The organism is Streptomyces sp. NPDC058052, assembly GCF_042885515.1.
GTDB lineage: Bacteria > Actinomycetota > Actinomycetes > Streptomycetales > Streptomycetaceae > Streptomyces.
Window position 1 is genome coordinate 36,946 of the sequence record NZ_JBHVRX010000026.1, and the last position, 26,296, is coordinate 63,241.

Consider the following 26,296-nt stretch of genomic DNA (forward strand, 5'->3'; position numbering starts at 1 on the left):
TCTCCTTCGGACCAACTGCCCGGCCTGCCGTCAGTCCGTCCACGCGGTCGAGATGAACACCATCATCGCCCGTCCCTGGGACGAGGATCTTCATCCGACGCAGTGCCGGACCACGATCGCGCCGCGCACCGTCGGGCGCCTCCAGCCGGCCTGCGGCGCGCAGCTCGCGGAGCCAGCCGGGGCTGTCCCGGAGATCGCCCCCGACCCGCAGACGCTGGAGCATCTCCTCGGCCTTCAGCGCCGGCTCCTGAGGCTTCTCGACCCCGCCGGCCCGGCCGTGACCCCGAGCGTCGGCTGGCTAATCCGCGCCGCTGACTACTTCGCCGACCTGAGAGCGCTGCTCGGCCTTGTATTCCTCTCCTGGCCTGCGGCTCGCTCCTTCGCCGCGACCCCGGCGCTCGCGGAGGCCCTCGACCGGGAAGCCGAAGAGCGCCTTGCCCGAGCAGCGGCCCTTCGTGACCGGCCCGGGAAGCAGCACAGCTCGCGTCCTTTCACCGACCCACCGCTGGACCCGTTTCTCATGGGCGCGGTGCTCGGAATCGCCGAGCGGTTGCTTGACGCCCCGGACGAGGAACAGGCGCGGGAGCTCATGCTGCCGCTCATCCACCAGGCCAGCCGCGTCGATCAAGCCCTGTCGATCTACCTCCGGCGCGAGGCGTGGGTCTCGTTCCCGCTGCGGATCGTCAGCATGAACCGTCCCAGGAGCATGATGGCGATGGGCGACATCATCGCCTGCGGGCCGATCCCCAGGGGCGGTGGCAGCGGAGCGCGCTCGAAGGGGTATCGCCGACGCGAGCCTTGGTGACAGTTTCCCTGCTCAAGTGACAACCAGCGTGCTCAGTCACAGCGGGGGAGCCCGGCACGGTGAACACTATTGCAAGCACCTGCTTGCAATAGTTAGCAAGCGGTGGCAGGGTACGGAGCATGGCATCGCTCAACGTCGGCAATCTCGGCAGCCTCGGCGAGTACCTGCGCGAGCAGCGGCGCACCGCGCAGCTCTCTCTGCGGCAGCTCGCGGACGCGGCCGGAGTGTCGAACCCGTACCTGAGCCAGATCGAGCGCGGGCTGCGCAAGCCCAGCGCCGAGGTGCTCCAGCAGGTCGCCAAGGCCCTGCGGATCTCGGCCGAGACGCTCTACGTGCGGGCCGGGATCCTCGACGAGAAGGACCGGGAGGAGCTGGAGACGCGCGCCGTCATCCTGGCCGATCCCTCGATCAGCGAGCGGCAGAAGCAGGTGCTGCTCCAGATCTACGACTCCTTCCGCAAGGAGAACGCCGCGGAGCACGCCGCCGGGAGCGCCGGGGAGAACACCGCCCCGGCCGCGGCGCCCGTGCCCGATGCCACGCCGTCTTCGAGCTAGCCCGTACGCCACCCTCCGGGAGGAACACCAGCATGGCCATCATCGACGAACTGCGTACCCCTCTCTACTTCGCCGCCGGCACCGCCGACCTCGCCGTGCGGCAGGCCAGGAAGGTTCCCGGCCTGATCGAGCAGCTCGCCGCCGAGGCGCCCGCCCGCATCGACGCCGTACGGAAGACCGACCCGAAGGCCGTGCAGGAGAAGGTGACCGCGCAGGCCAAGGAGGCCCAGGTCACCGTGCAGACGAAGTTCGCCGAGGTCGTCGGCGGTCTCGACACCGACCTCAAGAAGCTCGGCGAGACCGCGCAGGACTTGGCCCTGCGGGGCGTCGGCGTGGCCGCCGAGTACGCCGTCAAGGCGCGCGAGAAGTACGAGGAGGTCGCCGCCCGCGGCGAGGAGACCGTCCGCGCCTGGCGCGGCGAGACCGCGGAGCCGGCCACGGAGATCACGGTCGTGGTGGAGCCGGAGCCGGTGGACGAGCAGCCGGAGGCGAAGGCGGAGCCGGAGGCCGGGAAGACGTCCGTCCGCAAGCCCGCCGCCCGCAAGGCCCCCGCGAGGAAGCCCGCCGCCAAGGCCGGCGCCACGGCCGGCGAGGCCGAATAGCGGACCCGGGCACGATTCCTGGGGACCGGAGCGTTGAAACGGGTACCTTGACCGCGAGGCGCACGTACCCCATGACCCCCTAGGCGGTGTTCAGCATGCTGATGGACCGGTTCGACAGCACCCTCAACCTGCTGATGTTCCTTGTTTTCACCGGCTTCGCCGTCGCCTCGTTCGTCATCGCGGCGCTGGTCCGCGAGGACGCCTACCGGGCCGCGGACAAGCAGACGAAGAAGTTCTGGCTGATCCTCCTCGGGGTCAACCTCGCGCTGAACCTCCTCCTGCCGGGGCTGCTCTTCCTCCTGATCGCGGGGCTGATCGCGGCCATCGTCTTCATGGTCGACGTACGGCCCGCCCTCAAGCAGGTGATGGGCGGCGGCGGCCGGCGCGGCGGCTCCAGCAGCGACGGGCCGTACGGCCCCTACAACGGCGGCCGGTAGGACCGAGGAGTCCTCCGGGGGCCGGGGAGCCGTCCGGAGGACCGAGGACCACGTGAAGGGCCGGGGCCCGGGGAGCTATCCCCGGGCCCTGTCCCGTTCCAGGGCCAGCAGCGCCACGTCGTCCGTCAGCTCGCCGCCGTTCAGCGTGCGGGCCTCCGCCATCGCCGCCTCCAGGAGCGCCTCGCCGCGCAGACCGCCGGCCAGCTGCCGGTTGATCATCTCGACCATGCCGTCCTGGCCGAGCCGCGGCGAGCCCGGGCCCGCCGTCCGGCCCTCGATGAGGCCGTCGGTGTAGAGCAGCAGGCTCCACGCCCCGCCCAGCTCGACCTGCCGGCGCGGCCAGCGGGCACGCGGCAGGAGTCCCAGGGCCGGGCCCCCGTCCTCGTACGGCAGGAGCCGCGCGGTGCCGCCCCGGTGGGCGACGAGCGGGGCCGGGTGCCCGGCCAGGCACAGCCCGGCCCGGCGCCCGTCGGGCGCGATGTCGACCGTGCACAGGGTCGCGAAGATCTCCTCGCTCTCCCGCTCGTGCTCCAGGACCTGCTGGAGCGTGGAGAGCAGCTCGTCCCCGCAGAGCCCGGCGAAGGTCAGGGCGCGCCAGGCGATCCGCAGCTCGACGCCGAGCGCGGCCTCGTCCGGGCCGTGGCCGCAGACGTCGCCGATCATGGCGTGGACGGTGCCGTCCGGGGTGCGGACGACGTCGTAGAAGTCGCCGCCGAGCAGCGCGCGGGAGCGGCCGGGCCGGTAGCTGGCCGCGAAGCGCAGGTCGGAGCCCTCCAGGAGCGGGGTGGGCAGCAGACCGCGCTCCAGCCGGGCGTTCTCCTGGGCGCGCAGCCGGGACTCGGCGAGCTTCACCTTGGCGGCGTCGTTGCGCTTGCGCTCGACCGCGTACCGGATGGCACGGCTCAGCAGCCGGCCGTCCAGCTCCTCGCGGAAGAGGTGGTCCTGGGCCCCGACCCGGACCGCCTCGGCGGCCAGCTCCGCGTCGGCGGACGGGGCCAGGGCGAGGACGGCGTGCCGGGGCGCGAGGCGCAGGATGTGCCGCAGCGGGGCGAGTGGGTCCTCGTCGGCCGCGCCCCGGGGCACGGGCAGCGAGAGGTCGACGAGCACGCAGTGCACGTCGTCGGTGAGGAGCCGCTCGGCCTCGGTGAGGTTGCGGGCGGTACGGATGCGGACCCGGGTGCCGGCGGCGCCCGCGGCGTCGAGCAGTTCGGGTACGGCGAGGGCGCCCGCCGGGTCGTCCTCGACGACCAGGAGGGTGAGGTCGGTGCGGTCGCGGTCGGCCGGGGCGGTGGCTTCCGCGCCGGCCTGTGTGCCTGTGCCTGTGCCTGTTCCTGTGTCTGTCACAGCGGTGGCGTCCATGGCGGTGGTCTCGCCTTGCCCCGCAGCAGAGACGATTCTCTGGCGCGGTACGGATACGGGCATCGGTCCGGGTTTCCTTCCCTCCCCCGAGGGTGCGCCGGGCGCCGGGTGGCGTCCCGCCCGTCCGGGACCATAGCGGCAGTGCGGCGCGCAGCGGAATGGCGATCACTCCGCGGGCGCTCCGGCCTTCCTTGGCATATGCCGCGGAAGGGGAGGTAGTTGCGCCGCGAGCAGGCACGGGCGGGTCCCGGACCCATGAGAAAGGTCACTCGGGGCGGATGTGTCAGGTCCGGCGGAGGGTGCCGACCGTCAGGTCGGGCGGACGATGCCGAGGATCTCCATCGAGCCGGCGCCCGCGACGGTGACGTTCCGCCCGGGGCGGGGCGCGTGGACCATCTTCCCGTCGCCGATGTACATGCCGATGTGGCTGGCGTCCTGGTAGTAGACGATCAGGTCGCCGGGGCGCATGTCCTTCTGCTGCACACGGGGGAGCAGCCGCCACTGCTCCTGCGAGGTGCGCGGGATCGTCTTGCCGGCCGCGCGCCAGGCGGACTGGGTCAGGCCGGAGCAGTCGAAGGAGTCGGGGCCCTCGGCGCCCCACACGTACGGCTTGCCGACCTGGGCGAGGGCGGACTCGATGGCCTTGCGGCTCTCCGGGGTGGCCTCGGCGCTGAGTTCGGCGAGGATGCCGGAGCCGAGCCACTCCGTCTGGGCCTGCTGCCGGGCCAGTTCCTCCAGCCGGCGGAGCCGTTCGCGCTCCTCGGCGGCGAGTTCGCTCTCCAGCTTCTTCGCGGCGGCGATCTTGCCGTTGATGTCCTTCTTCGCCTCGGCCTGCCGGACGCGGTCGGCCTCCAGCGTGGTCCAGTGGTCGCCGGCCTCGGTCGCGTAGGTGTTCAGCTCGGTCTGGGCGCGGCCGAGGGCGCCGATGAGGTCGGTGGTGGCCTTGGCCCCCTCCCTGATCCGGCCGGCGCTGTCGAGGAAGAGCTGCGGGTCGCCGGTGAGGACGAGCTGGGCGCTGTCGGGGATGCCGCCGTTGCGGTACTGGGCGCGGGCGGCGGCGCCGGCCTGGGCCTTGAGGGTGTCGATCCGCTTCCGGCCGTTCTCGATCATGCGGGCGAGCCGGACGATCTCGGCGGACTGCTTCTCGGTGCGCTCCTCGGCGAGGTTGTACGCGTCGGTGGCGGCGGCGGCCTGCCGGTACAGCGCGTCGATCTCGGTACGGACCTGTTCGAGGGTCTTCTTCGGCGGGGGCGGCGGCAGCGGGGCGGCGGCGGCCTGGAGGGTGAGCGCCGGGGTGGCCAGCAGGGCCAGGGCGCAGGCCACGGTGACCGCGGCGGCGGCGTACGGACGTCGGCGTCGTCGGTCCACTGGCTCCCCCTCGTGACCGGGTACCCCCTCGGCCACTTTCTGATTTACCGTCAGTAACTTGTGTGGTCCTGGCGATAGTGCCACGCGGAACCGGAAAACGACAGGTACCCCGCCAGAGTGACGGTCGATGAGCGGGTGACGTTCCCGTCCCCGGCCCACGGGAGGAGAATGTGGTGCGCCGGTGGCCCCCAGGACACCCGCCGGACACCGGACACCCGCCGGACACCGGAGGGGCGGGCTCATCGGAGGGGCGGGCTCACCGGAGGGGCGGGCTCACCCGCCGGCCGGGGCCAGCGCGTCCCACCGGACCGTGACCTCGCCCTGGCGCCACCGCTTCGGGCCGTCCACGACCGGCCACTCGGCGGCCAGGTCGCGGACCGAGCGGATCCAGCGCTGCCGGGCGCCCAGGGAGGCGTACGGGGCGGCCGCCGCCCAGGCCCGGTCGAAGTCCCGCAGGAAGGCGTGGACCGGCTCGCCCGGCACGTTGCGGTGGATCAGCGCCTTCGGGAGGCGCTCGGCGAGGTCGGAGGGACGGTCGAGCGAGCCCAGCCGGGTCGCGAAGGTGACCGTGCGCGGCCCGCTCCGGTCCAGCGCCACCCACACGTGCCGGCGCCCGATCTCGTCGCAGGTCCCCTCGACCAGCAGCCCGCCCGGCGCCAGCCGCCCGCACAGCCGCTCCCACACCGCCGCGACCTGCTCCTCGTCGTACTGGCGCAGCACGTTCGCGGCCCGGATCAGCGCCGGCGCGCCCGGCACCGGCACCTCGAAGCCGCCGTGCACGAAGGCGAGCCCCTCGTGCCGCTCCTCGTAGGGCTTCGCGGCCTCGACCCGGGCGGGCTCGATCTCGATCCCGTACAGCAGCGTGCGGGGATCGGCGGTGCGCAGCCGGGCGAGCAGCTCCACGGCGGTCCAGGGGGCGGCCCCGTACCCGAGGTCGACGGCGACGGGCGGCTCGGGGGAGCGGCGCAGGGCGGGGCCGTGGACGGCGGCGATCCAGCGGTCCATGCGGCGCAGCCGGTTCGGGTTGGTGGTCCCGCGGGTCGGGGTGCCGACGGGGCGGGTGGTGCGCGGGGCCATGCGAAGAGGATACGGAGGAGGGCGCGGGCGGAGGCGCGGGGCGGGGCGCGCGAGGCCGTGCGGGGCGGGCGGGCGCACGGGCCGGGCGGGGCGCGCGAGGCCGTGCGGGGCGGGCGGTCGTTCCGGCCTGGCGGGCCGTGCGCGGTGGCGCCTGAGGGTCCTCCGCGTAATGAATTGGCAAAGCGCCGGGGGTGGTGGAAATGAAAGAAACCGTTCCGGTGTTGTGCGGTGCGGAGGACGTGTACCGCGCCCTCCGCCTGTCATGTCCGCACGCCAGGCCCCTCTCGCGGAAGGACCGCCGACGTGAGCCAGTACGTGTCCCGGTTCGCCGGCACCCGGCACCGGCACCCGGCAGCGCCCTCCCGGCTGCGGCTGCCCGGCCGCCCCCGGACCCCCCGCCGGGTGGCCATGCTCTCCGTGCACACCTCCCCGCTGCACCAGCCGGGCACCGGTGACGCGGGCGGCATGAACGTCTACATCGTCGAGCTCGCCAAGCGGCTCGCCGCCATCGACATCGAGGTCGAGATCTTCACCCGGGCCACCACCGGCGGCCTCGCCCCGGTGGTCGAGCTGGCCCCCGGCGTCCTGGTGCGGCACGTCGACGCGGGCCCGTACGAGGGGCTCGCCAAGGAGGAGCTGCCGGCCCAGCTCTGCGCCTTCACGCACGGCGTGATGCAGGCGTGGGCGGGCCACCGCCCCGGCCACTACGACCTCGTCCACTCGCACTACTGGCTCTCCGGCCACGTCGGCTGGCTCGCCGCCGAGCGGTGGGGCGTCCCGCTCGTCCACGCCATGCACACCATGGCCAAGGTCAAGAACGCCTCGCTCGCCGAGGGCGACACCCCCGAGCCCGCCGCCCGGGTCATCGGCGAGACGCAGATCGTCGCCGCCGCCGACCGGCTCATCGCCAACACCACCGAGGAGGCCGACGAACTGGCCCGCTTCTACGAGGCGGACCCCGGCAAGATCGCGGTCGTCCACCCCGGGGTCAACCTCGACCGGTTCCGCCCCGCCGACGGCCGGGCCGCCGCCCGCGCCCGCCTCGGCCTCCCGCGGGACGCCTTCGTCCCCGTCTTCGCCGGCCGCATCCAGCCCCTGAAGGCCCCCGACATCCTGCTGCGCGCCGCCGCCCTGATGGTCGACCGCGACCCGTCGCTGCGCTCCCGCATGGTGGTGCCGGTGGTCGGCGGACCCAGCGGCAGCGGCCTCGCCAAGCCCGAGCAGCTCCAGAAGCTCGCCGCCAGGCTGGGCGTCGCCGACCTGGTGCGCTTCCACCCGCCGGTGGGCCAGGAGCGGCTCGCCGACTGGTTCCGGGCCGCTTCGGTCCTCGTGATGCCCTCGTACAGCGAGTCCTTCGGCCTCGTCGCGATCGAGGCGCAGGCGGCCGGCACCCCGGTCGTCGCCGCCGCGGTGGGCGGTCTGCCCGTCGCCGTACGGGACGAGCGGACCGGCTTCCTGGTGCAGGGCCACGACCCCGCCGACTACGCGCGCGTGCTGGACCGGTTCGCCGCCGACCCGGCGCTCACCGCCCGGATGGGCGAGGCGGCCGCCCGGCACGCCGAGTCCTTCGGCTGGGACACGGCCGCCTCGGGCACCGCCGACGTGTACACGGCCGCCATGCACGACCACCGCCAGCGCGCGCACCACCGTCGCGTACGCTCCCACCATGGCTGACGCTCAGGACGCACGGCGCACCGTCGAGGACACGCTCGACGAGGCGGAGCTGGAGTGGGAGAGCCCCGAACCGGGCTCGTACGTGGTCAAGCTCCCCGGCACCCGCAAGCTGTCCACGACCCTGTCGCTGCGGCTCGGGCGCCACTCGCTGTCGCTCAACGCCTTCGTCGTCCGGCACCCCGACGAGAACGAGGCCGGAGTCCACCGCTGGCTCCTCGAACGGAACCTCAAGCTGTACGGGGTGGGCTACGCGATCGACCCGCTCGGCGACATCTACCTCGCCGGCAAGCTCCCCCTGGCCGCCGTCACGCCGGAGGAGCTGGACCGGCTGCTCGGCTCGGTCCTGGAGGCGGCGGACGGCGACTTCAACACGCTGCTGGAGCTCGGCTTCGCGTCGGCCATCCGCCGGGAGTACGCCTGGCGGGTCTCCCGGGGAGAGTCGACGCGGAACCTGGACGCGTTCAGGAGCCTGACGCGGGAGACGGCTCCGGAGCCTGCGCCGGACCGGGGCTGAGGGCCTTCTCCGGGGAGGGGCCGGCGGCGGGAACGACGGCCTTCTCCGGACCGGGAGCGGCGGTCTTCTCCGCGGCGGGCGCCGTCCCGGAGGTCTGCTCCGCGGCCGGCACCGTCTCCGGCTCCTCCTCGCACAGCGCCTTGCGCAGCCGGAGGGTGTACCCGACGGCGGCGAGGACGCCGAGCGCGAAGGTGCCGGCCCACAGGACGTCCGAGCCGGGCCCGTCGACGACCGCGCCGGCCAGGACCGGCGCGACGAAGCCGGCGACCGCCCACGACATGCCCATCACGCCCTGGTAGCGGCCGCGGGCGTGCTCCGGGGCGAGCCGCGCGGTGGCGGCGGCGTTCGTCGGCACGTGCACCATCTCGCCGATCGTCCACACGACGACGGTCGCGGCGAAGGCGACGGCCGAACCGGCCAGCGCGGTGGCACCGGTGCCGACGGCGAAGAGCAGCGAGGAGACGGTCAGCAGGACCACCGGCGAACGCCGCTCGGTCACCTTGTTCACCAGCAGCTGGAAGCCGACGATCACGATGCCGTTGACGGCGATCACCATGCCGTACGAGGACGGGGACAGGCCCTGCTCGGCCATGGTCAGCGGCAGGCCGATCCAGGGCGCGGTGAAGACCACGCAGACCAGCAGGTTGAGCAGGACCAGGGTCCGGAACGGCGCGTCGCGCAGCACGTCGAGCATCGACACCCGCTCCTCGGCCGCCTTCTCCCCGGCCTTCGACGCGGCCCGCTCGGGCCGGGTCTCCGGCAGCCGCAGGAAGACGATGACCGCGCAGAGGGTGGTGGCGACGGCGTCGACGAGGAAGAGGGTGCGGTAGCCGAGGAACGCGGCGGCGCCGCCGGCGATCGAGGCGACGGCGAAGCCGAGGTTGAGGGCCCAGTAGTTCAGGGCGAAGGCCCGGCGCACGTCGTCGGCGGGGACCATGTCGGAGATCGTCGCGTTGATGGAGGGGCGCACCGCCTGCATGGCGACGCCCATCAGCAGGACGACGAGGGCCACGCCCCAGGCGCTGGTGACGAAGGCGAGCGCGGCGGCGCACGCGGCGGACGCCAGGTGCATGGTGACCATCGTGGGGCGACGCCCCCAATGGTCGGTCAGGACACCGCCGAGCGGGGAGCCGGCGACGCCGCCGAGACCGTGCAGGGCGACGACGAGACCGGCGAACCACGCGGAGTGCCCGAGCTCGCTCGTCAGGTAGAGGGAGAGGAAGGTCAGGACGAAGGCCCCGGTCCGGTTGACCAGGGTCGACAGCCACAGCCACCAGAATCCCCGCGGAAGACCGGAGACGGTGGCACGCGCCGATCGTCTGAGCGAATCGATGGACATGTGAGGTGCTCCCCCTGCGTGCTGTAAGTCCCGCCAACGGCTCTCGAAACTTACGCATCTCGGCTGGCGGACGCCAGCGAATTGACGACGCGCGTCAATCGTCAGCGGTCCATTAGGCTCGTACGCATGGCCGACGCACCGTACAAGCTGATCCTCCTCCGTCACGGCGAGAGCGAGTGGAACGAGAAGAATCTGTTCACCGGATGGGTGGACGTGAACCTCACCGCGAAGGGTGAGAAGGAGGCGACGCGCGGCGGCGAGCTGCTCAAGGACGCCGGCCTGCTCCCCGACGTCCTGCACACCTCCCTCCAGAAGCGCGCCATCCGCACCGCCCAGCTCGCGCTGGAGTCCGCGGACCGCCACTGGATCCCGGTCCACCGCTCCTGGCGCCTGAACGAGCGTCACTACGGCGCCCTCCAGGGCAAGGACAAGGCGCAGACCCTCGCCGAGTTCGGCGAAGAGCAGTTCATGCTGTGGCGCCGCTCGTACGACACCCCGCCGCCGGCGCTCTCCGACGACAGCGAGTACTCCCAGGCCGGCGACGCCCGTTACGCGACGATCCCGCCGGAGCTGCGCCCGCAGACCGAGTGCCTCAAGGACGTCGTCGAGCGCATGCTCCCGTACTGGTACGACGGCATCGTCCCGGACCTCCTCGCCGGCCGCACGGTCCTGGTCGCCGCCCACGGCAACAGCCTCCGCGCCCTGGTGAAGCACCTCGACGGCATCTCCGACGCCGACATCGCGGGCCTCAACATCCCCACGGGCATCCCGCTCTCCTACGAGCTGGACGAGAACTTCAAGCCCCTCAACCCCGGCGGCACCTACCTCGACCCGGAGGCCGCCGCGGCCGCCATCGAGGCCGTCAAGAACCAGGGCAAGAAGTAGTCCTTACTTACGAAAGAGCCCCCGACCTGCGGATTCTCCGCCGGGAGGGGGCTTCTTCGTGCTGCGGGGGCGGTCAGGCGCGCTCGTGTTCCTCCTGCGGTGGTCTCGGTGGCACCGGCCAGGTGGCGCAGGCCACCAGGGCGTCGGCGTCCTCGGTGAGGAAGAACAGGGTGAACCAGGCCCGGTCGGTGGACGTGATCAGACCTGAGCGCACGGGGCGGTCGTACTCGCTGAGGATCCGCACCGCCCGCTCCAGCCCCGCGGGTTCGAATCCGTGCTTCCGCATGCGCAGGAGCCGGCCCCGGAAGACCCCGGCATGCCGCCCCGGGGGCACCGCCCGCTCCGCCACGCTGTAGTCGCCGCCGTCGCGGAGGACGGCCCGGGCTCTCACGCACCCCTCGTCGTCACCGGCCAGCAGTGCCTCCAGCTCGTGCCGCTCCATGGGCGTCCCCCGTCCTGATCAGGTGTCAGTGTTCCTCGCGGCCGCCCGCCGCCTCGTCGCAGGCGCGGTCGCGGAAGTCGTCCAGGGACGTCGTGCGGATCTCGTCGTCCAGGGTGTAGCGCACCTGGCCGGGCTTCAGGCGGGCCAGGTCCTCCGGGGTGAAGCGGACGGGGGCGGCCGACCAGGTGTCGTCGTCGGTCCAGCCGGCGAGCCGGTAGCCGCGGCCCTTCTCCAGCCGGTCCGTCTCGGCCTCCGGCGTCCATCCCTCCGCCGCGGGGGCGCCCGCGGTCTGGATCAGCGGCCAGGTCGTGAAGCCGGTGACCGGGCCGTCGTGCCGCCAGTCGCCGGTGATCTCGCGGGGTTCCTGCGGCGCGTCGTCGGGGTGGAGCACCGCGCCGTCGACGTGGTCGTGGCACATGAGGATCACGCCGAGCGGGGTGCCGTCCTCCGCCACGGAGACGCCCGCCAGCCCGGCCGGCGCCGTCGGCGAGCAGCCCGTGAGCAGCAGCGCGGCGGTTCCGGCCGCCGCCGCTGTCAGGAGGTTCGCTCGCGCGGTGGGCATGGCCGCAATTCTGTCGGGCGGAGCCGCCGATGCCCAGGGGTGACCGACGGTAATCCGAGGTGAACGGGGGATCGGGGGCGTACGGAGGGGGTCGCGGCGGGCCGGGTGCGGCGGCCTCGCGGGCGGCCCGCGTGGGTGCCCCGCTCCAGCGGGTCTCCCGTTCGGACGGCGCCCCTTCCCGGGGGTGGCCCTTTTAAGGAGGCGCCGTGGACGGTTCCGCTCGCTACCGTCCCGTGCATGACACGATCACCACGCCTGGAGCCGGTCACCCCGGCCACGGTGGACGCCGCCCTCGCCCTGCGGGTCCACCCTCATCAGGAGAAGAACGTCGCCCCCGTCGCCACGTCGCTGGCCGAGGCGTACGCGTACGGGGAGACCGCCTGGCCCCGCCTGCTCTTCGACGGCGACGAGCTCGTCGGCTTCGTCATGGCCTTCCTCGACATCGCCTGGCGAGGGGAGGAGGACCCGTCGGACCGGCGCAGCGGGCTGTGGCGGCTGAACATCTCCGCCGACGCCCAGGGCGCGGGGTACGGCCGCTTCGCCGTCGACGCCGTCGCCGAGGAGTTGCGCCGGCGCGGTACCGCGCGGATGTACGTGACCTGGGAGCCCGGCGAGGACGGGCCAGGGGAGTTCTACCGCCGGCTCGGCTTCCGCACCACCGGCGAGGAGAGCGGCGGCCAGATCGTCGGCGTCCTCGACCTGTGAGAAGCCGGGGGGAGGAACCCGTCCGGGCCCCTCCCCCCGCTCGCGTCAGCCCGAGCAGCCGCCGCACTGGCACGGCGCCCCCGACTGGCAGCCGCAGCCGCAGCCGGAGCCGCAGCCGCAGGCTCCCAGGACGGGCAGGGGCGTCCGCTCGCGCGGGGCCTCCGCCGAGGGGTCGGTCGTGATGGGGGAATCGGCCATGGGGGTCCCTCCCTCGCGGGACGCGGATCGTCCCTCGTCCCCCATTCCATGCCCACCCCGACCGGCGCATCAACGGCGCACGGGAGCCCCGTGCGCCGAAGCGCCCCCGTGCGCCCTTCGCGCCCCCTCGCGCCGGACGGCCCCGCCCGCGCGCCTACGCGCCCTCGACCGGCGTGTCCGTCGGCTGGAGCTCGTCCGCGTGCTCGCCCGTCACCAGGTAGACGACGCGCTTCGCCACCGACACCGCGTGGTCGGCGAACCGCTCGTAGTACCGGCCCAGCAGCGTCACGTCCACGGCCGTCTCGATGCCGTGCTTCCACCGGTCGTCCATCAGGTGCTGGAAGAGCGCCCGGTGCAGCAGGTCCATCTCGTCGTCGTCGTGCTCCAGCTGCATCGCCAGGTCGACGTCCTTGGTGATGATGACCTCGGCGGCCTTCGCCATCAGGCGCTGCGCGAGCTGGCCCATCTGGAGGATGGTCGCGTGCAGGTCGTTGGGGACCGCGCGGTCCGGGAAGCGCAGCCGGGTCAGCTTGGCCACGTGCTGGGCCAGGTCGCCCGAGCGCTCCAGGTCGGCGCTCATCCGCAGCGAGGTGACCACGATCCGCAGGTCCGTCGCGACCGGCTGCTGCCGGGCGAGCAGCGCTATCGCCCGCGCCTCCAGGTCGTGCTGGAGGTCGTCGACCTTCTGGTCCGCGGCGATCACGCTCTCCGCGAGCTTCAGGTCCGCGTCGAGCATCGCCGTGGTGGCGCGCCCGATCGCCGACCCGACCAGGCGGGCCATCTCGACCAGGCCCTCGCCGATCGAATCAAGTTCCTCGTGGTACGCGTCCCGCATGGATGTCCCTCTCTCCGGCAGTGCTCTTCGCTTCGTGATGGGGATGGTCGCTCCGGACCCCACGCTCCCACGTTCGGCCCCCTGTGCGTCCGGCTCCATCCCCTCGCGTGAACCGCCCCTGGCCTGAAGGTGAACTCTGGGCGACGCAGGGGCCCGTGCCGCCCGGGGCAAATGAACCGGCCCCGTCCCCAGGGTGAACTCTGAGCGACGAGTGTTCGAGCAGCCACTCGGACGGCTGGGAGAGTGTCCGTGACCACGCATAACCTGGATGGCATGGACGTGAACGCGGCGGTCGCCGCATTGGCAGCGATCGCCGGAGTGTGCACCGGCGTGATCGCCATGCTGGCGTTCCGCTGGAGCGAACGCGACCAGGCGCGACCCACCCGTACCTCCCTGCACACCGACGCCGTCCTGCCGCCCGGCGTCGACACCGTTCTCTCCGTACTGCGCTCCTCCGCCGTCGTGCTCGACGAGAGCGACTCCGTGGTGAAGGCGAGCTCGGCGGCGTACGCCCTCGGGCTCGTCCGGGGCGGGAAGCTGGCCGTGGAGCCGATGCTCAACATGGCCCGCGACACCCGCAGGGACGGGGAGATACGCCAGGTCGAGCTGGACCTGCCCCGGCGCGGCGGAGGGCGCGGCGAGGCCCTCGCGGTCTCCGCGCGCGTGGCCCCGCTGGGCTCGCGGCTCGTCCTGCTCCTGGTCGAGGACCTGACGGAGGCCCGCCGCATCGAAGCGGTCCGGCGTGACTTCGTCGCGAACGTGAGCCACGAGCTGAAGACCCCGGTCGGGGCGCTCTCCCTGCTCTCCGAGGCCGTCATGGACGCCTCGGACGACCCCGAGGCCGTCATGCGCTTCGCGGGCCGGATGCAGATCGAGGCGACCCGGCTGACCAACCTGGTCCAGGAGCTCATCGACCTCTCGCGGGTGCAGAACGACGACCCGCTGGAGGACTCCGAGCCGGTGTCCGTGGACGAGCTGGTCGCCGAGGCGATCGACCGCTCGCGGCACCCGGCCTCCACCAAGCAGATCACGATGGCCTCGGGAGGCTCGGCCGACCTGTTCGTCTGGGGCAGCCGGGGCCAGCTCGCCGCGGCCCTCGGCAACCTGGTCGAGAACGCCGTCAACTACTCGCCGGCCCGGACCCGCGTGGGCATCGCGGCCCGCCGCGTGGCCGCGCCCGGCGGGGACTTCATCGAGGTGGCCGTGACCGACCAGGGCATCGGCATCCCGGAGAAGGACCGCGAGCGGATCTTCGAGCGCTTCTACCGCGTCGACCCGGCACGCTCGCGTGCCACCGGCGGTACGGGGCTCGGGCTCGCGATCGTCAAGCACGTGGCCGCCTCGCACGGCGGAGAGGTCACGGTGTGGAGCACCGAGGGTCAGGGCTCCACGTTCACCCTGCGGCTGCCCGAGGCGGGCTCCGCACGGGACCGCCGGACCGCCGCCTCCTCCCTCACCCCCGATCTCATGACCGAACCGCTCCCTGCACCGGAGGTCCTTCCGTGACCCGAGTCCTTGTCGTCGAGGATGAGGAATCCTTCAGCGACGCCCTGTCGTACATGCTCCGCAAAGAAGGCTTCGAGGTCGCCGTGGCGGCGACCGGCCCCGACGGACTCGACGAGTTCGAGCGCAACGGAGCGGACCTCGTCCTCCTCGACCTGATGCTGCCGGGCCTGCCCGGCACGGAGGTCTGCCGGCAGCTGCGGGGCCGTTCCAACGTCCCGGTCATCATGGTGACCGCGAAGGACAGCGAGATCGACAAGGTCGTCGGGCTGGAGATAGGAGCCGACGACTACGTGACGAAGCCCTTCTCCTCCCGCGAGCTGGTCGCCCGCATCCGCGCGGTGCTCCGCCGCCGCGGCGAGCCGGAGGAGGTCACCCCGGCGGCCCTGGAGGCCGGCCCGGTCCGCATGGACGTCGACCGGCACGTGGTGACGGTCGCCGGCGGCAAGATCGACCTCCCGCTGAAGGAGTTCGACCTGCTGGAGATGCTGCTGCGCAACGCGGGCCGCGTCCTCACCCGCATGCAGCTCATCGACCGGGTCTGGGGCGCCGACTACGTCGGTGACACCAAGACCCTCGACGTCCACGTCAAGCGGCTGCGCGCCAAGATCGAGCCGGACCCGGGCGCGCCGCGCTACCTGGTGACGGTCCGCGGTCTGGGCTACAAGTTCGAGCCGTAGAGCTCCGAGGCGTGACGAGCGGTACGTGAAGAGGGGCGCCCCCACCGGGGGGCGCCCCTCTTCACGTACGCGTACCGCGGCGGGGTGGGCTCAGTGGCCGGCCGTCGGGGAGGCGTCGCCGGCCTCGGAACCGTGCTCACCGGCCTCGGAGCCGTGCTCGCCGCCCTCCGTGCCGTGCTCGCCGGCCTCGGCCGTCGCCTCGGCGGTGGGGGAGGCGTTCGGCGGGAGCGGGACCTCGGTCGGGCCGAACTCCTCGAAGTAGCTCGTCGACGGGACGACGAACGCCTCCAGGGAGACGTCACCGGTCTCGCTGAGCTTGAAGACGACATCCTGGGCGTCGCCGTTCTTCACGGCCTCGTGGCCGTTCTCGATGGTCGCGGAGGCGTTGCCCGCGCCGCCGATGACGACGGAGCCGCCGGCGGGCACGACCACCGGGCCGGCGCCCTGGGCGGGCTTGAGGGCGACCGTCGCGTTGCTGCCGGGCAGGCTGATCGACTCCAGCGTCTGCGGCTCGCCGCCGTTGTTGAAGACGGTGGCGGAGACGACGGCCGGGCCCTTGGCGCCAGGGGTCGGCTGAGTGATGACGAGCGCGTTCTGGATCTTGACGTCGTCCACCGTGACGGCGGCGTTGTCCGGCCGGATGCCGAGCGTCTGGGCGTCGTTGCCCGCCCCGCAGGCGGACAGTGCGCCGATCGAGAACACGATGGCGGTGGCGGCGAGGGCGCCGCGTCGAAGGCTGCGGCTCACGGCGGCGGCAACTCCTAGGACGTACGGACAGGAGAGGTACCGGAGCGGTACCAGGGGTACTAAGGACCAGCTAAAGGTGCGTCAGCGCGCTTAGGTTACCGAGCCGCACTCTCCGTCCCGCACCCGACCCGCCCCTAAGCGTCCCGTGCCGCACGCGCGGCCGCCCGGCCCGGCGCCCGGCCGCGCTCGCCCGCGGCGGACCGGCGCGCTCCCGCGGGGAGTGCCGGCGCGCTCGCGCGCCGTGCACGGGCGCGCCGGTGCGCGGTGGCCGGAACACATCCCATTGGCCAGGCGTTCACATAACCGACGTGATCAATTTCGGTGGTCGCGTCGCATTCCGCATCCCTTCCCTTACGGAAAAGCACGGACGGGGCGCCCGCTGATCAATTCCGGATTCTCGGCGCGATCCCTCCGTACGGGTGGTCGATCCTCGAACGGAGTGCGTGAAGCGGGCCACTCCGGACCGGACGAACCGGGACATACTGCGCTCTCCGGCGGGTGTCGGATGTGTGTAACGTGCGCGTTTCTCTCTGTCGACGCAGCCGCTCCGACCTGCGAATACCGCCTTCCGGAAGCCCTCCGCAGCACGCGGGCGACGCACTTGTCAAGCCCCGAGATATGCCCTGACCTGCGGAAACGCCATTCAGAAGAAGCAGTTTCCGTGTTACCCTGGATAGCCACGGAAGGGGTACCTGTCACATGACGTTCAAGGTTGGCGACACCGTGGTCTATCCCCATCACGGGGCCGCGCTGATCGAGGCCATCGAAACTCGCCAGATCAAAGGCGTGGACAAGACCTACTTGGTGCTCAAGGTCGCGCAGGGCGACCTGACGGTTCGCGTGCCGGCGGACAACGCGGAGTTCGTAGGCGTGCGCGACGTTGTCGGGCAGGACGGGCTGGACCGGGTCTTCGAGGTGCTGCGCGCGCCGTACGCCGAGGAGCCGACGAACTGGTCCCGCCGCTACAAGGCGAACCTCGAGAAGCTCGCCTCCGGCGATGTCATCAAGGTCGCCGAAGTGGTCCGCGACCTGTGGCGCCGCGAGCGCGAGCGCGGTCTCTCCGCAGGTGAGAAGCGCATGCTCGCCAAGGCTCGGCAGATCCTGGTGAGCGAGCTGGCGCTCGCGGAGAACACGAACGAGGACAAGGCCGAGGCCCTCCTCGACGAGGTGCTCGCGTCCTGACGCCTGGCGCACACCATGCACAGCAGTAATGCCGCGGTGCCCGCCGACACACTGTGAATCATCGATTCCACAGTGCCGTCGCCGGGCACTGCGGCATGTTCGTCTCCTCTTTTCCTCCCCATCGCACCCGGGCACGAGCAGGGACACCGGTCCCGGGACACCCGTCCCGGGAGCTGCGGCTCCCGCATGGCGACGCCTCGACCGTCGTCACGGAAAGGGCCCGGTCGAGGCGTCGTCCCACAGCCTGCTGACGCCATACCCACGTCGCCCGCGGAAACAAACCTGCCGGAGTGCAACCGATGTCTGACGAAGCGCGTCCTAGCCGTACCGCCGTGGTGATCCCGGCCGCCGGGCGGGGCGTACGCCTCGGTCCTGGCGCCCCGAAAGCGCTGCGCGCGCTGAACGGCACCCCCATGCTCGTCCACGCCGTCCGCGCCATGGCCGCCTCCCGCGCGGTCCAGCTCGTCGTCGTGGTCGCCCCCGCCGACGGCGTCACCGAGGTCAAGCACCTCCTCGACGCCCACGCCCTCCCCGAGCGCACCGACTACCTCGTCGTCGCAGGCGGCGACACCCGCCAGGAGTCCGTCCACCTCGGCCTCAAGGCGCTCCCCGAGGGCATCACCACCGTCCTCGTCCACGACGCGGCCCGCCCCCTCGTCCCCGTCGACACCGTCGACGCCGTCATCGAGGCCGTCCGGGACGGGGCCGTCGCCGTCGTCCCCGCGCTGCCCGTCGCCGACACCGTCAAGGAGGTCGAGCCCGCCGGGCGGCCCGGCGACCCCGAGCAGGTCGTCGCCACCCCCGTCCGCGCCCGCCTCCGCGCCGTCCAGACCCCCCAGGGCTTCGACCACGCCACCCTGGCCGACGCCCACGCCACCATCGCCCTGGCCGGCGAGGGCGCCACCGACGACGCCGGCATGGTCGAGCGGCTCGGCGCGCCCGTCGTCGTCGTGCCCGGCCACGAAGAGGCGTTCAAGGTGACCCGCCCCCTCGACCTCGTCCTCGCCGAGGCCGTACTCGCCCGCAGGAGGGCCAACGATGGCTTCTGAGTTCCCCCAGGCCCCCGGCTCCGCGCCGGCCGGCCGGACCCCCTTCCTCCTCCCCCGCACCGGCATCGGCACCGACGTGCACGCCTTCGAGAAGGGCCGCGAACTGTGGTGCGCCGGCCTCCTCTGGGAGGGCGAGGAGTACGGGCTCGCCGGCCACTCCGACGGCGACGTCGCCGCCCACGCCGCCTGCGACGCGCTGTTCTCCGCCGCCGGCGTCGGCGACCTCGGCGCCCACTTCGGCACCTCCCGCCCCGAGTGGTCCGGCGCCTCCGGCGTCACCCTCCTCGCCGAGGCCGCCCGGATCGTCCGCGCCGAGGGATACGAGATCGGCAACATCGCCGTCCAGGTCGTCGGCGTCCGCCCCAAGATCGGCAAGCGCCGCGACGAGGCCCAGAAGGCGCTGAGCGAGGCCGCCGGCGCCCCCGTCTCCGTCTCCGGCACCACCACCGACGGACTCGGCCTGACCGGCCGCGCCGAGGGCCTCGCCGCCCTCGCGACCGCCCTGGTGTACCCCGTCACGCGCTAGGCCGTCCCTTTCGGATCCTGCCGGGCTCGCGGCGCCCGGCCCGCGGAAACGGCCTGGCACCGGCGAAAAACGTGCCCCGTGACCGGGAATCGGTCGCGGGGCACTACCACACGCCCACTACCCTGGACCCGTGACTATTCGCCTGTACGACACCAGCGCCCGGCAGATCCGTGACTTCACCCCGCTCACGCCGGGCTGCGTCTCGATCTACCTCTGTGGCGCCACCGTCCAGGCGGCCCCGCACATCGGTCACATCCGGTCGGGGCTGAACTTCGACATCATGCGCCGCTGGTTCGCCTACCGCGGCTACGACGTCACGTTCGTCCGCAACGTCACCGACATCGACGACAAGATCATCGCCAAGGGCAGGGACCAGGACCGCCCCTGGTGGTCGATCGGCTACGAGAACGAGCGCGCGTTCAACGCCGGCTACGACGCCCTGGGCTGCCTGCCGCCCACGTACGAGCCCCGCGCCACCGGCCACGTCCCCGAGATGATCGAGATGATGCGCGGCCTCATCGAGCGCGGCCACGCCTACGAGGCCGACGGCAGCGTCTACTTCGACGTCCGCTCCTTCCCGGGCTACCTCCAGCTCTCCAACCAGGACCTGGACGACCTCCGCCAGCCCGACGAGGGCGTCTCCGGCAAGCGCGACCCCCGCGACTTCGCCATGTGGAAGGCGACCAAGCCCGGCGAGCCCGACTGGGAGACCCCGTGGGGCCGCGGCCGCCCCGGCTGGCACCTGGAGTGCTCGGCCATGGCCCACAAGTACCTGGGCTCCGCCTTCGACATCCACGGCGGCGGCCTCGACCTGATCTTCCCGCACCACGAGAACGAGATCGCCCAGGCCAAGGCGTTCGGAGACGAGTTCGCCCGCTACTGGGTGCACAACGCCTGGGTCACCATGAGCGGCGAGAAGATGTCGAAGTCGCTCGGCAACTCGGTCCTCGTGAGCGAGATGGTCAAGAACTGGCGCCCCATCGTCCTCCGCTACTACCTGGGCACCCCGCACTACCGCTCGATGATCGAGTACAGCGAGGAGTCCCTGCGCGAGGCCGAGTCCGCCTTCGGCCGCATCGAGGGCTTCGTCCAGCGCGCCACCGAGAAGGCCGGCCGGACCGTCGCGCCCGCCGCCGAGGTGCCGCCGGCCTTCGCCGAGGCCATGGACGACGACCTGGGCGTCCCGCACGCGCTGGCGATCATCCACACCACCGTCCGGCAGGGCAACAGCGCCCTCGGCGCCGACGACAAGGACGAGGCCATCGCCCGCCTCGCCGAGGTCCGGGCCATGCTCGGCGTCCTCGGCCTGGATCCGCTCGACCCCCGGTGGGCCGACGGGTCCGGCGGCGGCGATGAGCTCCACGGCGTCGTCGACACCCTGGTCCGGCTCGTGCTCCAGCAGCGCGAGGCGGCCCGCGAGCGCAAGGACTGGGGCACCGCCGACGCCATCCGCGACCAGCTCACCCAGTCGGGCCTGGTGATCGAGGACAGCCCCGACGGCCCCCGCTGGACCATCGCCAACCGATAGAACGCCCCGAAGACGTGCCGCCCGGAGCCCCGGGCGGCACACTTCACTTACAGACTTCCGCACGTACGCCAGAGGAACAGGTAGCAGTCATGGCCGGGAACAGCCAGCGCAGGGGACGTCGCACGTCCAACAAGAAGGGCGCGACGATCGGCAGCGGTGGCAAGCGACGCCGCAGCCTGGAGGGCAAGGGCCCGACGCCCAAGGCCGAGGACCGCAAGGGCCACAAGGCGTTCCGCGTCTCCAACGCGATGGCCCGGAACGCGGCCAAGCGCAAGCCCGTCGCCCGCCGCGGCGGCAAGGGCCAGGCCGAGATGGTCGTCGGCCGCAACCCGGTCTTCGAGGCGCTCCGCGACGGCGTGCCCGCCTCCACGCTCTACGTCCAGCAGTTCATCGACAACGACGAGCGCGTGCGCGAGGCCCTCAACCTCGCCACCGGCCGCGGCACCATCAACATCATGGAGGCGCCGCGCCCCGAGCTGGACCGGATGACCAACGGCCTGAACCACCAGGGCCTCGTCCTCCAGGTCCCGCCGTACGAGTACGCGCACCCCGAGGACCTCGCCGCGGCCGCCTACGACGAGCACGAGGACCCGCTGATCGTGGCCCTCGACGGCGTCACCGACCCGCGCAACCTCGGCGCCGTCGTCCGCTCCGTCTCCGCCTTCGGCGGCCACGGCGTCGTCGTCCCCGAGCGCCGCGCCGCCGGCATGACCGCCGGTGCCTGGAAGACCTCCGCGGGCACCGCCGCCCGCACCCCGGTCGCCCGCGCCACCAACCTCACCCGCTGTCTGCAGGAGTACCAGAAGGCGGGCCTGACCGTCGTCGGTCTCGCCGCCGACGGCGAGACCGAGGTCCACGAGCTGGAGGCCCTGGAGGGCCCGGTCGTCATCGTCGTCGGCTCCGAGGGCAAGGGTCTCTCCCGCCTCGTCGGCGAGACCTGCGACTTCCGCGTCCGCATCCCGATGCCCGGCGGCGCCGAGTCCCTGAACGCCGGCGTCGCCGCCGGCGTCGTCCTCTACGAGGCCGCCCGCCGCCGCATGTCCTGACGCGCGGCTCCGGCAGGCCCCCGCGGGAGCGGCCGGACCGCCGCGACGACCCGTCGCGGCGGTCCGGCGATGCGCGTACCGTGCCTGCTGACACCTGGGGGGGCGGCGTGAGCAGGCGCATAGTGGTCACCGGCGGTGCCGGTTTCGTCGGATCGGCCTACGTCCGGATGCTTCTGGGGCCAGGGGGACCCGACGGCGTCGAGGTCACCGTCCTGGACGGACTTACCTACGCGGGAGACCTGCGGAACCTGGCCGGGCTCCGCGACGACCCCCGCCTCACCTTCGTGCGGGGGGACGTCCGCGACGGCCGGACGGTGGAGGCGCTGGCCGCCCGGCACGACGAGATCGTCCACTTCGCGGCCGAGTCCCATGTCGACCGCGCGAACGAGGCGGGCACCCCCTTCGTCAGCACCAACGTCCTCGGCACCCAGGTCCTCCTGGAGGCGGCCGTCCGGCACGGCGTCGAGACGTTCGTCCTCGCCTCCACCGACGAGGTCTACGGCACCATCGACTCCGGCTCCTCGACGGAGGACGCTCCTCTCTCACCCACGTCGGTCTATTCAGCCTCCAAGGCGGCCGCGGACCACCTGGCGCTCGCCCACCACCGCACCCACGGCCTCGACGTCCGGATCAGCCGCTGCTGCAACACCTACGGACCGCGCCAGTTCCCCGAGAAGATCGTCCCCCTCTTCGTCACCCGGCTCCTGGACGGACTGACGGTTCCGCTGTACGGCGACGGCGGCCAGGTCCGCGAGTGGCTCCACGTCGACGACCACTGCCGCGGCGTCGAACTCGTCCGCACCCGGGGGCGGGCCGGACGTGTGTACAACCTCGGCAGCGGAGTCGAGCTGACCAACAGGGAGCTGACGGACCTGCTGCTGGAAGCGTGCGAGGCCCCGGCGGACCGGGTGCGCCACGTCGCGGACCGCAAGGGCCACGACGCCCGCTACTCGGTGGACTGGTCCCGGGCCCGCGACGAACTCGGTTACACACCCGCCGTCGGTCTGCGGGAGGGACTCGCCGGGACGGTGGACTGGTACCGGGAGAACCCCTCGCGGCGGGAGCGCCGACCGTGAGCGGCGCGACGCCCGGCACCGGAGCAGGCGCGACGCCCGGGCGGGGACGGCACGGGCGCACGGACCGCATGACCGGCGCGGAGGGCCGGATGCGGCGCACGTCCATCGACGGCGTCCGGCTGTCCGTCCCCGAGGTGCACCCCGATGCCCGGGGCACCTTCCACGAGGCGTTCCGGCAGGACACCTTCACCGAGTCCGTCGGCCACCCCCTGCACCTGGCCCAGGCCAACGTCTCCGTGTCCCGGCGCGGGGTGCTCCGCGGCATCCACTTCGCGGACGTGCCGCCGGGGCAGGCCAAGTTCGTCTCCTGTCCGAGCGGAGCCGTCCTCGACGTGGCCGTCGACCTCCGCGTGGGGTCGCCGACGTTCGGCGCACACACGGCGCACGAGCTCAGCGCCCGCAACCACCACGCGCTGTACCTGGCCGAGGGGATCGGCCACGCGTTCCTGGCGCTGACGGACGAGGCGACCGTCGTGTACGTGTGCTCGACCTCCTACGCGCCCCACAGGGAACACGCCCTGGACCCCTTCGACCCCGACCTCGGGATCGACTGGCCGTGCCTTCCCACTCGCGTCCTGTCGCCGCGTGACAGCACGGCCCCGAGCCTCGCCGAGCTCGCCTCCCGCAACCTGCTGCCTTCGTACGCCAGTTGCCTGACCCGGTGATCTTGACGGACCTCGGACATCCCGAGCCCGTCAAGGCAGTGTCCTAACCCCGCGTCACTCGGTTAGATGAGTGTGGACACCAGAACGCCCCGGCCGGGGTTCGACGATCAGCCCGCGCTGAGCATGGTCAAGGTGGATTCCGATCCCGCCCAGGTGATCGTGAACCACGCCAGCTTCCGTGTGCGGCTCGCGCCGGCCCAGCAGCCGAAGTTCGCCGCGAACCCGCGTGTGGGCGCCCTCGCCGGCGCCGGCGGCGCGGGGGCGCCGCGCCGTCGACCCGTCGTGTGGACCGGCAAGGCCACGCCGGGCGCGACCGGACTCCTCCAGGCCGTGCGCGAGTCCTCGGCCGCCCCGGGGGCCGCGGTCTCCACGCTGGAGCCGACCACCCGGGCCATCCCGCGCATCGACGACACGATGCCGACGCCCGTCGTGCCGGCCGAGGCCGCCGCGCCGATCCTGCCGCCGATGCGGCGGGCCGAGGGCGCGTACGACGACGTGTACGAGATGCGGCCCGAGGCACCGGCGTACGAGGAGGCCCGTCCGGCTCCGCAGCGGCCCGGGGCCGACCCCGTCCGGCACGCCTACTACCCGGGCCGGCGGATGAACCTCGGCGTGGTGCTGCTGCCGCTCCGGGTCTTCCTCGGCTTCATCTCCATCTACGCGGGCATGGGCAAGCTCTGCGACCCCGTCTACTTCGACGGCGGCGAGCGCGGCTCCATGGTCAAGTGGCTGACCCAGCTGCACCCGTGGCCGCTCGCCGAGCCGCTCCGGGACTTCGCGCTCCAGCACCCCGTCGGCGCCGGACTGACCGTCGCCTTCCTCCAGGTCGTCGTCGGCGTCCTGACCGTCCTCGGCCTCTGGCAGCGCGTCGCGGCCGTGGTCGGCGCGCTGCTCTCGGCCGCGCTGATCCTCACCGTGAGCTGGCGGACCGTCCCGGTCTACGACGCGCCCGACATCATCTACCTGGCCGCCTGGTCGCCGCTGATCATCGCCGGCGCGCCGGTCTACTCGATCGACGGGCGTCTCGCCGGCGAGGCGTGGCGGACCCTCGGGCCGCGCGCCGAGCTGTGGGAGCTGCGCCGCCGGGTGATGCGCCGCTCGCTCCTCTTCGCCTCCGTCGCCGTCGGCCTCACCCTGCTGATCGGCTCGGTCCTCGGCGGGGCCGTGCGCTCCACCGAGATGGTGACCGTCCCGGGTCCGAACGACGACCCGATCAACCACCTGCCGGGCCGGCCGCTGCCGACCGAGCCGGAGCGCCGCCGCACCCCGTCGGAGTCGCCGCGCGGCGAGCGGACCGAGCCGTCGGCGCCGACGACGACCGAGGCGCGCGAGGAGACCCCGGAGGCGACGCGGGAGGAGACCCGGCCGACGGAGACCGGCTCCGGCACCGGCTCGTCGTCCCCGGCGCAGGAGCGCCGCCCGACCGCCACGGACGGCGGCGGCGGGAGCACCGGCAGCCGGACGCCGGCCCAGTCGCAGCCCGCGCCGCCGCCGGCCACCAGCGACAGCCCGAGCGGCACCTCCGGCGGTTCGTCCTCCGGCGGTTCGTCGACCGGCACCCCCAGCCAGGAGGCGCCGACGCAGGAGGCCACGACGGGCGGCGGCGAGGCCCCGCGGAACCCGATCGGCGGCCTGCTGGGCTGAGCCCGGAGCCGTTGCGCGGAGGAGAGAGGCGGCACCGCCCCGAGGGGTGGTGCCGCCTTCGCGTGTGCGTCAGAGGCCCTGCGCGGCGAGCTCCTTCGCGGCCTCCGTCAGGTCCTTGGCGGTGTCGATGGCCCTCCAGTACGCCCCCTGGGGCAGCGGGAAGCCCGCCAGGCGCCGCTCGCGGGCGAGGCGGGGGAAGGTGGTCCGCTCGTGGTCGCCGAGGTCGGGGAGGAGCTCGGTGAAGGCGGGGGAGAAGACGTACACGCCGGCGTTGATGAGGAACGGCGACGGCGGCGCCTCGACGAAGTCGGTGATGTGCCCGAAGGTGTCGGTCTCGACGGCGCCCCACGGGATGCGGGGGCGGGCCAGGGCGAGGGTGGCGGTGGCGTCCCGCTCGTCGTGGAAGGCGGCCATCTCGCGCAGCGAGAAGCGGGTCCAGATGTCGCCGTTGGTGGCGTACCAGGGGCGGTCCGGCGCGGGCAGGTGCGCGGCGGCGTACTTGAGGCCGCCGCCGCGGCCCAGCGGCTCGGACTCGACGACCGTGGTCACCTTGAGGGGGAGGTCGGCCTCCTCCAGCCACTCCTGGAGGACGTCGGCGAGGTGCCCGCAGGAGACGACGGCGTCGGTCACGCCCTCGGCGGCCAGCCAGGAAAGCTGATGGCCGATGATCGGGGTCCCGGTGCCCGGGATCTCGACCATCGGCTTGGGGCGGTCGTCGGTGTAGGGGCGCAGCCGCGAGCCCTGGCCGCCCGCCAGGACCACGGCCTGCGTCGGAGTGGTGTGCATACGGGGAACGATAGGTGCCCCGCGGGCGCGGACGCGGTGACGGCGCTCAGCTCGTCGCGCGCATCACGCCGGTCGCGTACGCGGTGTCGCAGACGGGCCGGGAGAAGGACTGGGCGCGGGCGGGGCCGTAGTGCTCGACGGCGGCGCGGCCGAGGGCGCGGGCGATCGACACGCAGTGCTCGGCGAGCGAGGGGCGGTTCTCGACCTCGCGCTGGAGGTGGGTGAGGGCGACGCCGGGGTCCTTCTCCTGGAGCTCGGAGAGGAGCCGGTCGCGCAGGACGTCCTGCGGGGCGCGGGACTTGGCGCGGGTGGAGACGTCCGCGGAGGAGGCGGTCAGCATCCGGCCGTCGGAGTCCTGGCCGGCCCACGGGACGGCGGAGACCGCGAGCGTTCCCGACAGGACCAGGACGACGGGCAGGACGAGGGCGAGGGAGCGGCCGATGCGGCGGGCAGTGTGCGTCACGCAGGCGAGCGTAGCGGCCGGTAGTGATATGGCGACATTTAGTCA

At 73.0% G+C, this 26,296-nt stretch carries 29 protein-coding genes; 18 read left to right on the forward strand and 11 right to left on the reverse strand.

The window, feature by feature from the left end; translation table 11 throughout:
- Positions 1-52 precede the first annotated feature (52 nt).
- The 4 genes from ACFVU3_RS29320 to ACFVU3_RS29335 all read left to right on the forward strand — a co-directional run bounded on the left by ACFVU3_RS29320 (position 53) and on the right by ACFVU3_RS29335 (position 2,398).
- The gene (locus ACFVU3_RS29320) at positions 53-805 is read left to right on the forward strand and encodes a hypothetical protein (protein WP_390070866.1); all 753 of its coding nucleotides are present in this window, start codon (positions 53-55) and stop codon (positions 803-805) included.
- Positions 806-924: 119 nt separating this feature from the next.
- The gene (locus ACFVU3_RS29325; RefSeq protein WP_390070868.1) at positions 925-1,359 is read left to right on the forward strand and encodes a helix-turn-helix domain-containing protein; all 435 of its coding nucleotides are present in this window, start codon (positions 925-927) and stop codon (positions 1,357-1,359) included.
- Positions 1,360-1,391: 32 nt separating this feature from the next.
- Positions 1,392-1,961 (forward strand): hypothetical protein, encoded by a 570-nt coding sequence (locus tag ACFVU3_RS29330; protein ID WP_390070869.1) that lies wholly within the window; start codon positions 1,392-1,394, stop codon positions 1,959-1,961.
- Between the two features lie 95 nt (positions 1,962-2,056).
- Positions 2,057-2,398 (forward strand): DUF2516 family protein, encoded by a 342-nt coding sequence (locus tag ACFVU3_RS29335; protein WP_390070871.1) that lies wholly within the window; start codon positions 2,057-2,059, stop codon positions 2,396-2,398.
- 75 nt (positions 2,399-2,473) lie between these two features.
- Here ACFVU3_RS29335 and ACFVU3_RS29340 read toward each other — a convergent pair whose 3' ends face one another.
- The 3 genes from ACFVU3_RS29340 to ACFVU3_RS29350 all read right to left on the reverse strand — a co-directional run bounded on the left by ACFVU3_RS29340 (position 2,474) and on the right by ACFVU3_RS29350 (position 6,202).
- Complete coding sequence (locus tag ACFVU3_RS29340; RefSeq protein ID WP_390070873.1) at positions 2,474-3,757, reverse strand: PP2C family protein-serine/threonine phosphatase; 1,284 nt, start codon at positions 3,755-3,757, stop codon at positions 2,474-2,476.
- 309 nt (positions 3,758-4,066) lie between these two features.
- On the reverse strand, positions 4,067-5,125 hold the full coding sequence (locus ACFVU3_RS29345; RefSeq protein ID WP_390070875.1) for a C40 family peptidase: 1,059 nt from the start codon (positions 5,123-5,125) through the stop codon (positions 4,067-4,069).
- 273 nt (positions 5,126-5,398) lie between these two features.
- Positions 5,399-6,202 (reverse strand): class I SAM-dependent methyltransferase, encoded by an 804-nt coding sequence (locus ACFVU3_RS29350; RefSeq protein ID WP_390070877.1) that lies wholly within the window; start codon positions 6,200-6,202, stop codon positions 5,399-5,401.
- Between the two features lie 303 nt (positions 6,203-6,505).
- Between ACFVU3_RS29350 and mshA the strand changes: the two genes are divergently transcribed.
- Together mshA and ACFVU3_RS29360 are read left to right on the forward strand one after the other, a co-directional pair.
- Positions 6,506-7,876, forward strand: coding sequence for a D-inositol-3-phosphate glycosyltransferase (gene mshA, locus ACFVU3_RS29355; RefSeq protein WP_390070879.1), 1,371 nt, complete (start codon positions 6,506-6,508; stop codon positions 7,874-7,876).
- A complete protein-coding gene (locus ACFVU3_RS29360) occupies positions 7,869-8,390 on the forward strand; it encodes a YbjN domain-containing protein (protein ID WP_390070880.1) in 522 nt (173 codons plus the stop codon). Before mshA ends, ACFVU3_RS29360 begins: the two co-directional genes overlap by 8 nt.
- Here ACFVU3_RS29360 and ACFVU3_RS29365 read toward each other — a convergent pair.
- Positions 8,338-9,729 (reverse strand): MFS transporter, encoded by a 1,392-nt coding sequence (locus ACFVU3_RS29365; protein WP_390070882.1) that lies wholly within the window; start codon positions 9,727-9,729, stop codon positions 8,338-8,340. The two genes, ACFVU3_RS29360 and ACFVU3_RS29365, sit on opposite strands and share 53 nt — an antisense overlap.
- 126 nt (positions 9,730-9,855) lie before the next feature.
- Between ACFVU3_RS29365 and ACFVU3_RS29370 the strand changes: the two genes are divergently transcribed.
- Positions 9,856-10,614 (forward strand): phosphoglyceromutase, encoded by a 759-nt coding sequence (locus ACFVU3_RS29370; RefSeq protein ID WP_390070884.1) that lies wholly within the window; start codon positions 9,856-9,858, stop codon positions 10,612-10,614.
- A 73-nt stretch (positions 10,615-10,687) separates the two neighbouring features.
- Here ACFVU3_RS29370 and ACFVU3_RS29375 read toward each other — a convergent pair whose 3' ends face one another.
- Both ACFVU3_RS29375 and ACFVU3_RS29380 read right to left on the reverse strand, forming a co-directional pair.
- Positions 10,688-11,056, reverse strand: a complete 369-nt coding sequence (locus tag ACFVU3_RS29375; RefSeq protein ID WP_390070885.1) for a hypothetical protein — start codon at positions 11,054-11,056, stop codon at positions 10,688-10,690.
- 25 nt (positions 11,057-11,081) lie between these two features.
- Entirely contained in the window at positions 11,082-11,618 is a 537-nt protein-coding gene (locus ACFVU3_RS29380; protein WP_390070887.1) for a hypothetical protein, read from the reverse strand.
- 237 nt (positions 11,619-11,855) lie between these two features.
- Between ACFVU3_RS29380 and ACFVU3_RS29385 the strand changes: the two genes are divergently transcribed.
- Positions 11,856-12,323, forward strand: a complete 468-nt coding sequence (locus ACFVU3_RS29385; protein ID WP_390070888.1) for a GNAT family N-acetyltransferase — start codon at positions 11,856-11,858, stop codon at positions 12,321-12,323.
- Between the two features lie 45 nt (positions 12,324-12,368).
- On the opposite strand, the gene ACFVU3_RS29390 is transcribed toward ACFVU3_RS29385, so the two are convergent.
- Positions 12,369-12,521: a hypothetical protein gene (locus ACFVU3_RS29390; RefSeq protein ID WP_390070890.1), complete on the reverse strand. Its 153-nt coding sequence runs from the start codon at positions 12,519-12,521 to the stop codon at positions 12,369-12,371.
- A gap of 154 nt (positions 12,522-12,675) precedes the next feature.
- Positions 12,676-13,356 carry a phosphate signaling complex protein PhoU gene (gene phoU, locus ACFVU3_RS29395; RefSeq protein WP_390070892.1) on the reverse strand — a complete coding sequence of 227 codons (681 nt, stop codon included), beginning with the start codon at positions 13,354-13,356 and terminating at the stop codon, positions 12,676-12,678.
- Positions 13,357-13,629: 273 nt separating this feature from the next.
- On the opposite strand from phoU, the gene ACFVU3_RS29400 reads away from it, so the two are divergent.
- Both ACFVU3_RS29400 and ACFVU3_RS29405 read left to right on the forward strand, forming a co-directional pair.
- Positions 13,630-14,862 carry a sensor histidine kinase gene (locus ACFVU3_RS29400; protein ID WP_390070893.1) on the forward strand — a complete coding sequence of 411 codons (1,233 nt, stop codon included), beginning with the start codon at positions 13,630-13,632 and terminating at the stop codon, positions 14,860-14,862.
- Complete coding sequence (locus ACFVU3_RS29405; RefSeq protein WP_189853754.1) at positions 14,859-15,539, forward strand: response regulator transcription factor; 681 nt, start codon at positions 14,859-14,861, stop codon at positions 15,537-15,539. Before ACFVU3_RS29400 ends, ACFVU3_RS29405 begins: the two co-directional genes overlap by 4 nt.
- 90 nt (positions 15,540-15,629) lie before the next feature.
- Here the strand turns inward: ACFVU3_RS29405 and ACFVU3_RS29410 are convergent, their stop codons facing one another.
- Entirely contained in the window at positions 15,630-16,286 is a 657-nt protein-coding gene (locus ACFVU3_RS29410; RefSeq protein ID WP_390070894.1) for a DUF461 domain-containing protein, read from the reverse strand.
- Positions 16,287-16,985: 699 nt separating this feature from the next.
- Between ACFVU3_RS29410 and ACFVU3_RS29415 the strand changes: the two genes are divergently transcribed.
- The 8 genes from ACFVU3_RS29415 to ACFVU3_RS29450 all read left to right on the forward strand — a co-directional run bounded on the left by ACFVU3_RS29415 (position 16,986) and on the right by ACFVU3_RS29450 (position 25,002).
- The gene (locus ACFVU3_RS29415; RefSeq protein WP_003953493.1) at positions 16,986-17,468 is read left to right on the forward strand and encodes a CarD family transcriptional regulator; all 483 of its coding nucleotides are present in this window, start codon (positions 16,986-16,988) and stop codon (positions 17,466-17,468) included.
- A 299-nt stretch (positions 17,469-17,767) separates the two neighbouring features.
- Positions 17,768-18,517: a 2-C-methyl-D-erythritol 4-phosphate cytidylyltransferase gene (gene ispD / locus ACFVU3_RS29420; protein ID WP_390070895.1), complete on the forward strand. Its 750-nt coding sequence runs from the start codon at positions 17,768-17,770 to the stop codon at positions 18,515-18,517.
- Positions 18,507-19,043, forward strand: coding sequence for a 2-C-methyl-D-erythritol 2,4-cyclodiphosphate synthase (gene ispF / locus ACFVU3_RS29425; protein ID WP_390070896.1), 537 nt, complete (start codon positions 18,507-18,509; stop codon positions 19,041-19,043). Before ispD ends, ispF begins: the two co-directional genes overlap by 11 nt.
- A 130-nt stretch (positions 19,044-19,173) precedes the next feature.
- Positions 19,174-20,571: a cysteine--tRNA ligase gene (gene cysS / locus ACFVU3_RS29430; RefSeq protein WP_390070897.1), complete on the forward strand. Its 1,398-nt coding sequence runs from the start codon at positions 19,174-19,176 to the stop codon at positions 20,569-20,571.
- An 89-nt stretch (positions 20,572-20,660) separates the two neighbouring features.
- Positions 20,661-21,617: a 23S rRNA (guanosine(2251)-2'-O)-methyltransferase RlmB gene (gene rlmB / locus ACFVU3_RS29435; RefSeq protein WP_390070898.1), complete on the forward strand. Its 957-nt coding sequence runs from the start codon at positions 20,661-20,663 to the stop codon at positions 21,615-21,617.
- 167 nt (positions 21,618-21,784) lie between these two features.
- Positions 21,785-22,693 carry a dTDP-glucose 4,6-dehydratase gene (locus ACFVU3_RS29440; RefSeq protein ID WP_390070984.1) on the forward strand — a complete coding sequence of 303 codons (909 nt, stop codon included), beginning with the start codon at positions 21,785-21,787 and terminating at the stop codon, positions 22,691-22,693.
- An 89-nt stretch (positions 22,694-22,782) separates the two neighbouring features.
- Entirely contained in the window at positions 22,783-23,358 is a 576-nt protein-coding gene (gene rfbC, locus ACFVU3_RS29445; RefSeq protein WP_390070985.1) for a dTDP-4-dehydrorhamnose 3,5-epimerase, read from the forward strand.
- A gap of 66 nt (positions 23,359-23,424) precedes the next feature.
- Positions 23,425-25,002: a DoxX family membrane protein gene (locus ACFVU3_RS29450; protein ID WP_390070899.1), complete on the forward strand. Its 1,578-nt coding sequence runs from the start codon at positions 23,425-23,427 to the stop codon at positions 25,000-25,002.
- Between the two features lie 69 nt (positions 25,003-25,071).
- On the opposite strand, the gene ACFVU3_RS29455 is transcribed toward ACFVU3_RS29450, so the two are convergent.
- Complete coding sequence (locus tag ACFVU3_RS29455) at positions 25,072-25,788, reverse strand: NDP-sugar synthase (protein WP_390070901.1); 717 nt, start codon at positions 25,786-25,788, stop codon at positions 25,072-25,074.
- 46 nt (positions 25,789-25,834) lie between these two features.
- A complete protein-coding gene (locus ACFVU3_RS29460; RefSeq protein ID WP_390070903.1) occupies positions 25,835-26,251 on the reverse strand; it encodes a hypothetical protein in 417 nt (138 codons plus the stop codon).
- Between the last annotated feature and the right edge of the window lie 45 nt (positions 26,252-26,296).

What these genes read in the sequence shown, in the direction of transcription:
- ACFVU3_RS29360 (WP_390070880.1), top strand. Translation starts at nt 7,869, where the DNA reads ATGGCTGACGCTCAGGACGCACGGCGCACCGTCGAGGACACGCTCGAC.
- ACFVU3_RS29340 (WP_390070873.1), bottom strand. Translation starts at nt 3,757, where the DNA reads ATGGACGCCACCGCTGTGACAGACACAGGAACAGGCACAGGCACAGGC.
- ACFVU3_RS29455 (WP_390070901.1), bottom strand. Translation starts at nt 25,788, where the DNA reads ATGCACACCACTCCGACGCAGGCCGTGGTCCTGGCGGGCGGCCAGGGC.
- ACFVU3_RS29350 (WP_390070877.1), bottom strand. Translation starts at nt 6,202, where the DNA reads ATGGCCCCGCGCACCACCCGCCCCGTCGGCACCCCGACCCGCGGGACC.
- ACFVU3_RS29375 (WP_390070885.1), bottom strand. Translation starts at nt 11,056, where the DNA reads ATGGAGCGGCACGAGCTGGAGGCACTGCTGGCCGGTGACGACGAGGGG.
- ACFVU3_RS29370 (WP_390070884.1), top strand. Translation starts at nt 9,856, where the DNA reads ATGGCCGACGCACCGTACAAGCTGATCCTCCTCCGTCACGGCGAGAGC.
- rlmB (WP_390070898.1), top strand. Translation starts at nt 20,661, where the DNA reads ATGGCCGGGAACAGCCAGCGCAGGGGACGTCGCACGTCCAACAAGAAG.
- rfbC (WP_390070985.1), top strand. Translation starts at nt 22,783, where the DNA reads ATGCGGCGCACGTCCATCGACGGCGTCCGGCTGTCCGTCCCCGAGGTG.
- ACFVU3_RS29450 (WP_390070899.1), top strand. Translation starts at nt 23,425, where the DNA reads ATGAGTGTGGACACCAGAACGCCCCGGCCGGGGTTCGACGATCAGCCC.
- ACFVU3_RS29400 (WP_390070893.1), top strand. Translation starts at nt 13,630, where the DNA reads ATGGACGTGAACGCGGCGGTCGCCGCATTGGCAGCGATCGCCGGAGTG.
- ACFVU3_RS29385 (WP_390070888.1), top strand. Translation starts at nt 11,856, where the DNA reads ATGACACGATCACCACGCCTGGAGCCGGTCACCCCGGCCACGGTGGAC.
- ACFVU3_RS29415 (WP_003953493.1), top strand. Translation starts at nt 16,986, where the DNA reads ATGACGTTCAAGGTTGGCGACACCGTGGTCTATCCCCATCACGGGGCC.
- ispF (WP_390070896.1), top strand. Translation starts at nt 18,507, where the DNA reads ATGGCTTCTGAGTTCCCCCAGGCCCCCGGCTCCGCGCCGGCCGGCCGG.
- ACFVU3_RS29325 (WP_390070868.1), top strand. Translation starts at nt 925, where the DNA reads ATGGCATCGCTCAACGTCGGCAATCTCGGCAGCCTCGGCGAGTACCTG.
- ACFVU3_RS29390 (WP_390070890.1), bottom strand. Translation starts at nt 12,521, where the DNA reads ATGGCCGATTCCCCCATCACGACCGACCCCTCGGCGGAGGCCCCGCGC.
- ACFVU3_RS29330 (WP_390070869.1), top strand. Translation starts at nt 1,392, where the DNA reads ATGGCCATCATCGACGAACTGCGTACCCCTCTCTACTTCGCCGCCGGC.
- ispD (WP_390070895.1), top strand. Translation starts at nt 17,768, where the DNA reads ATGTCTGACGAAGCGCGTCCTAGCCGTACCGCCGTGGTGATCCCGGCC.
- ACFVU3_RS29335 (WP_390070871.1), top strand. Translation starts at nt 2,057, where the DNA reads ATGCTGATGGACCGGTTCGACAGCACCCTCAACCTGCTGATGTTCCTT.
- ACFVU3_RS29440 (WP_390070984.1), top strand. Translation starts at nt 21,785, where the DNA reads ATGCTTCTGGGGCCAGGGGGACCCGACGGCGTCGAGGTCACCGTCCTG.
- ACFVU3_RS29365 (WP_390070882.1), bottom strand. Translation starts at nt 9,729, where the DNA reads ATGTCCATCGATTCGCTCAGACGATCGGCGCGTGCCACCGTCTCCGGT.
- phoU (WP_390070892.1), bottom strand. Translation starts at nt 13,356, where the DNA reads ATGCGGGACGCGTACCACGAGGAACTTGATTCGATCGGCGAGGGCCTG.
- ACFVU3_RS29380 (WP_390070887.1), bottom strand. Translation starts at nt 11,618, where the DNA reads ATGCCCACCGCGCGAGCGAACCTCCTGACAGCGGCGGCGGCCGGAACC.
- ACFVU3_RS29320 (WP_390070866.1), top strand. Translation starts at nt 53, where the DNA reads ATGAACACCATCATCGCCCGTCCCTGGGACGAGGATCTTCATCCGACG.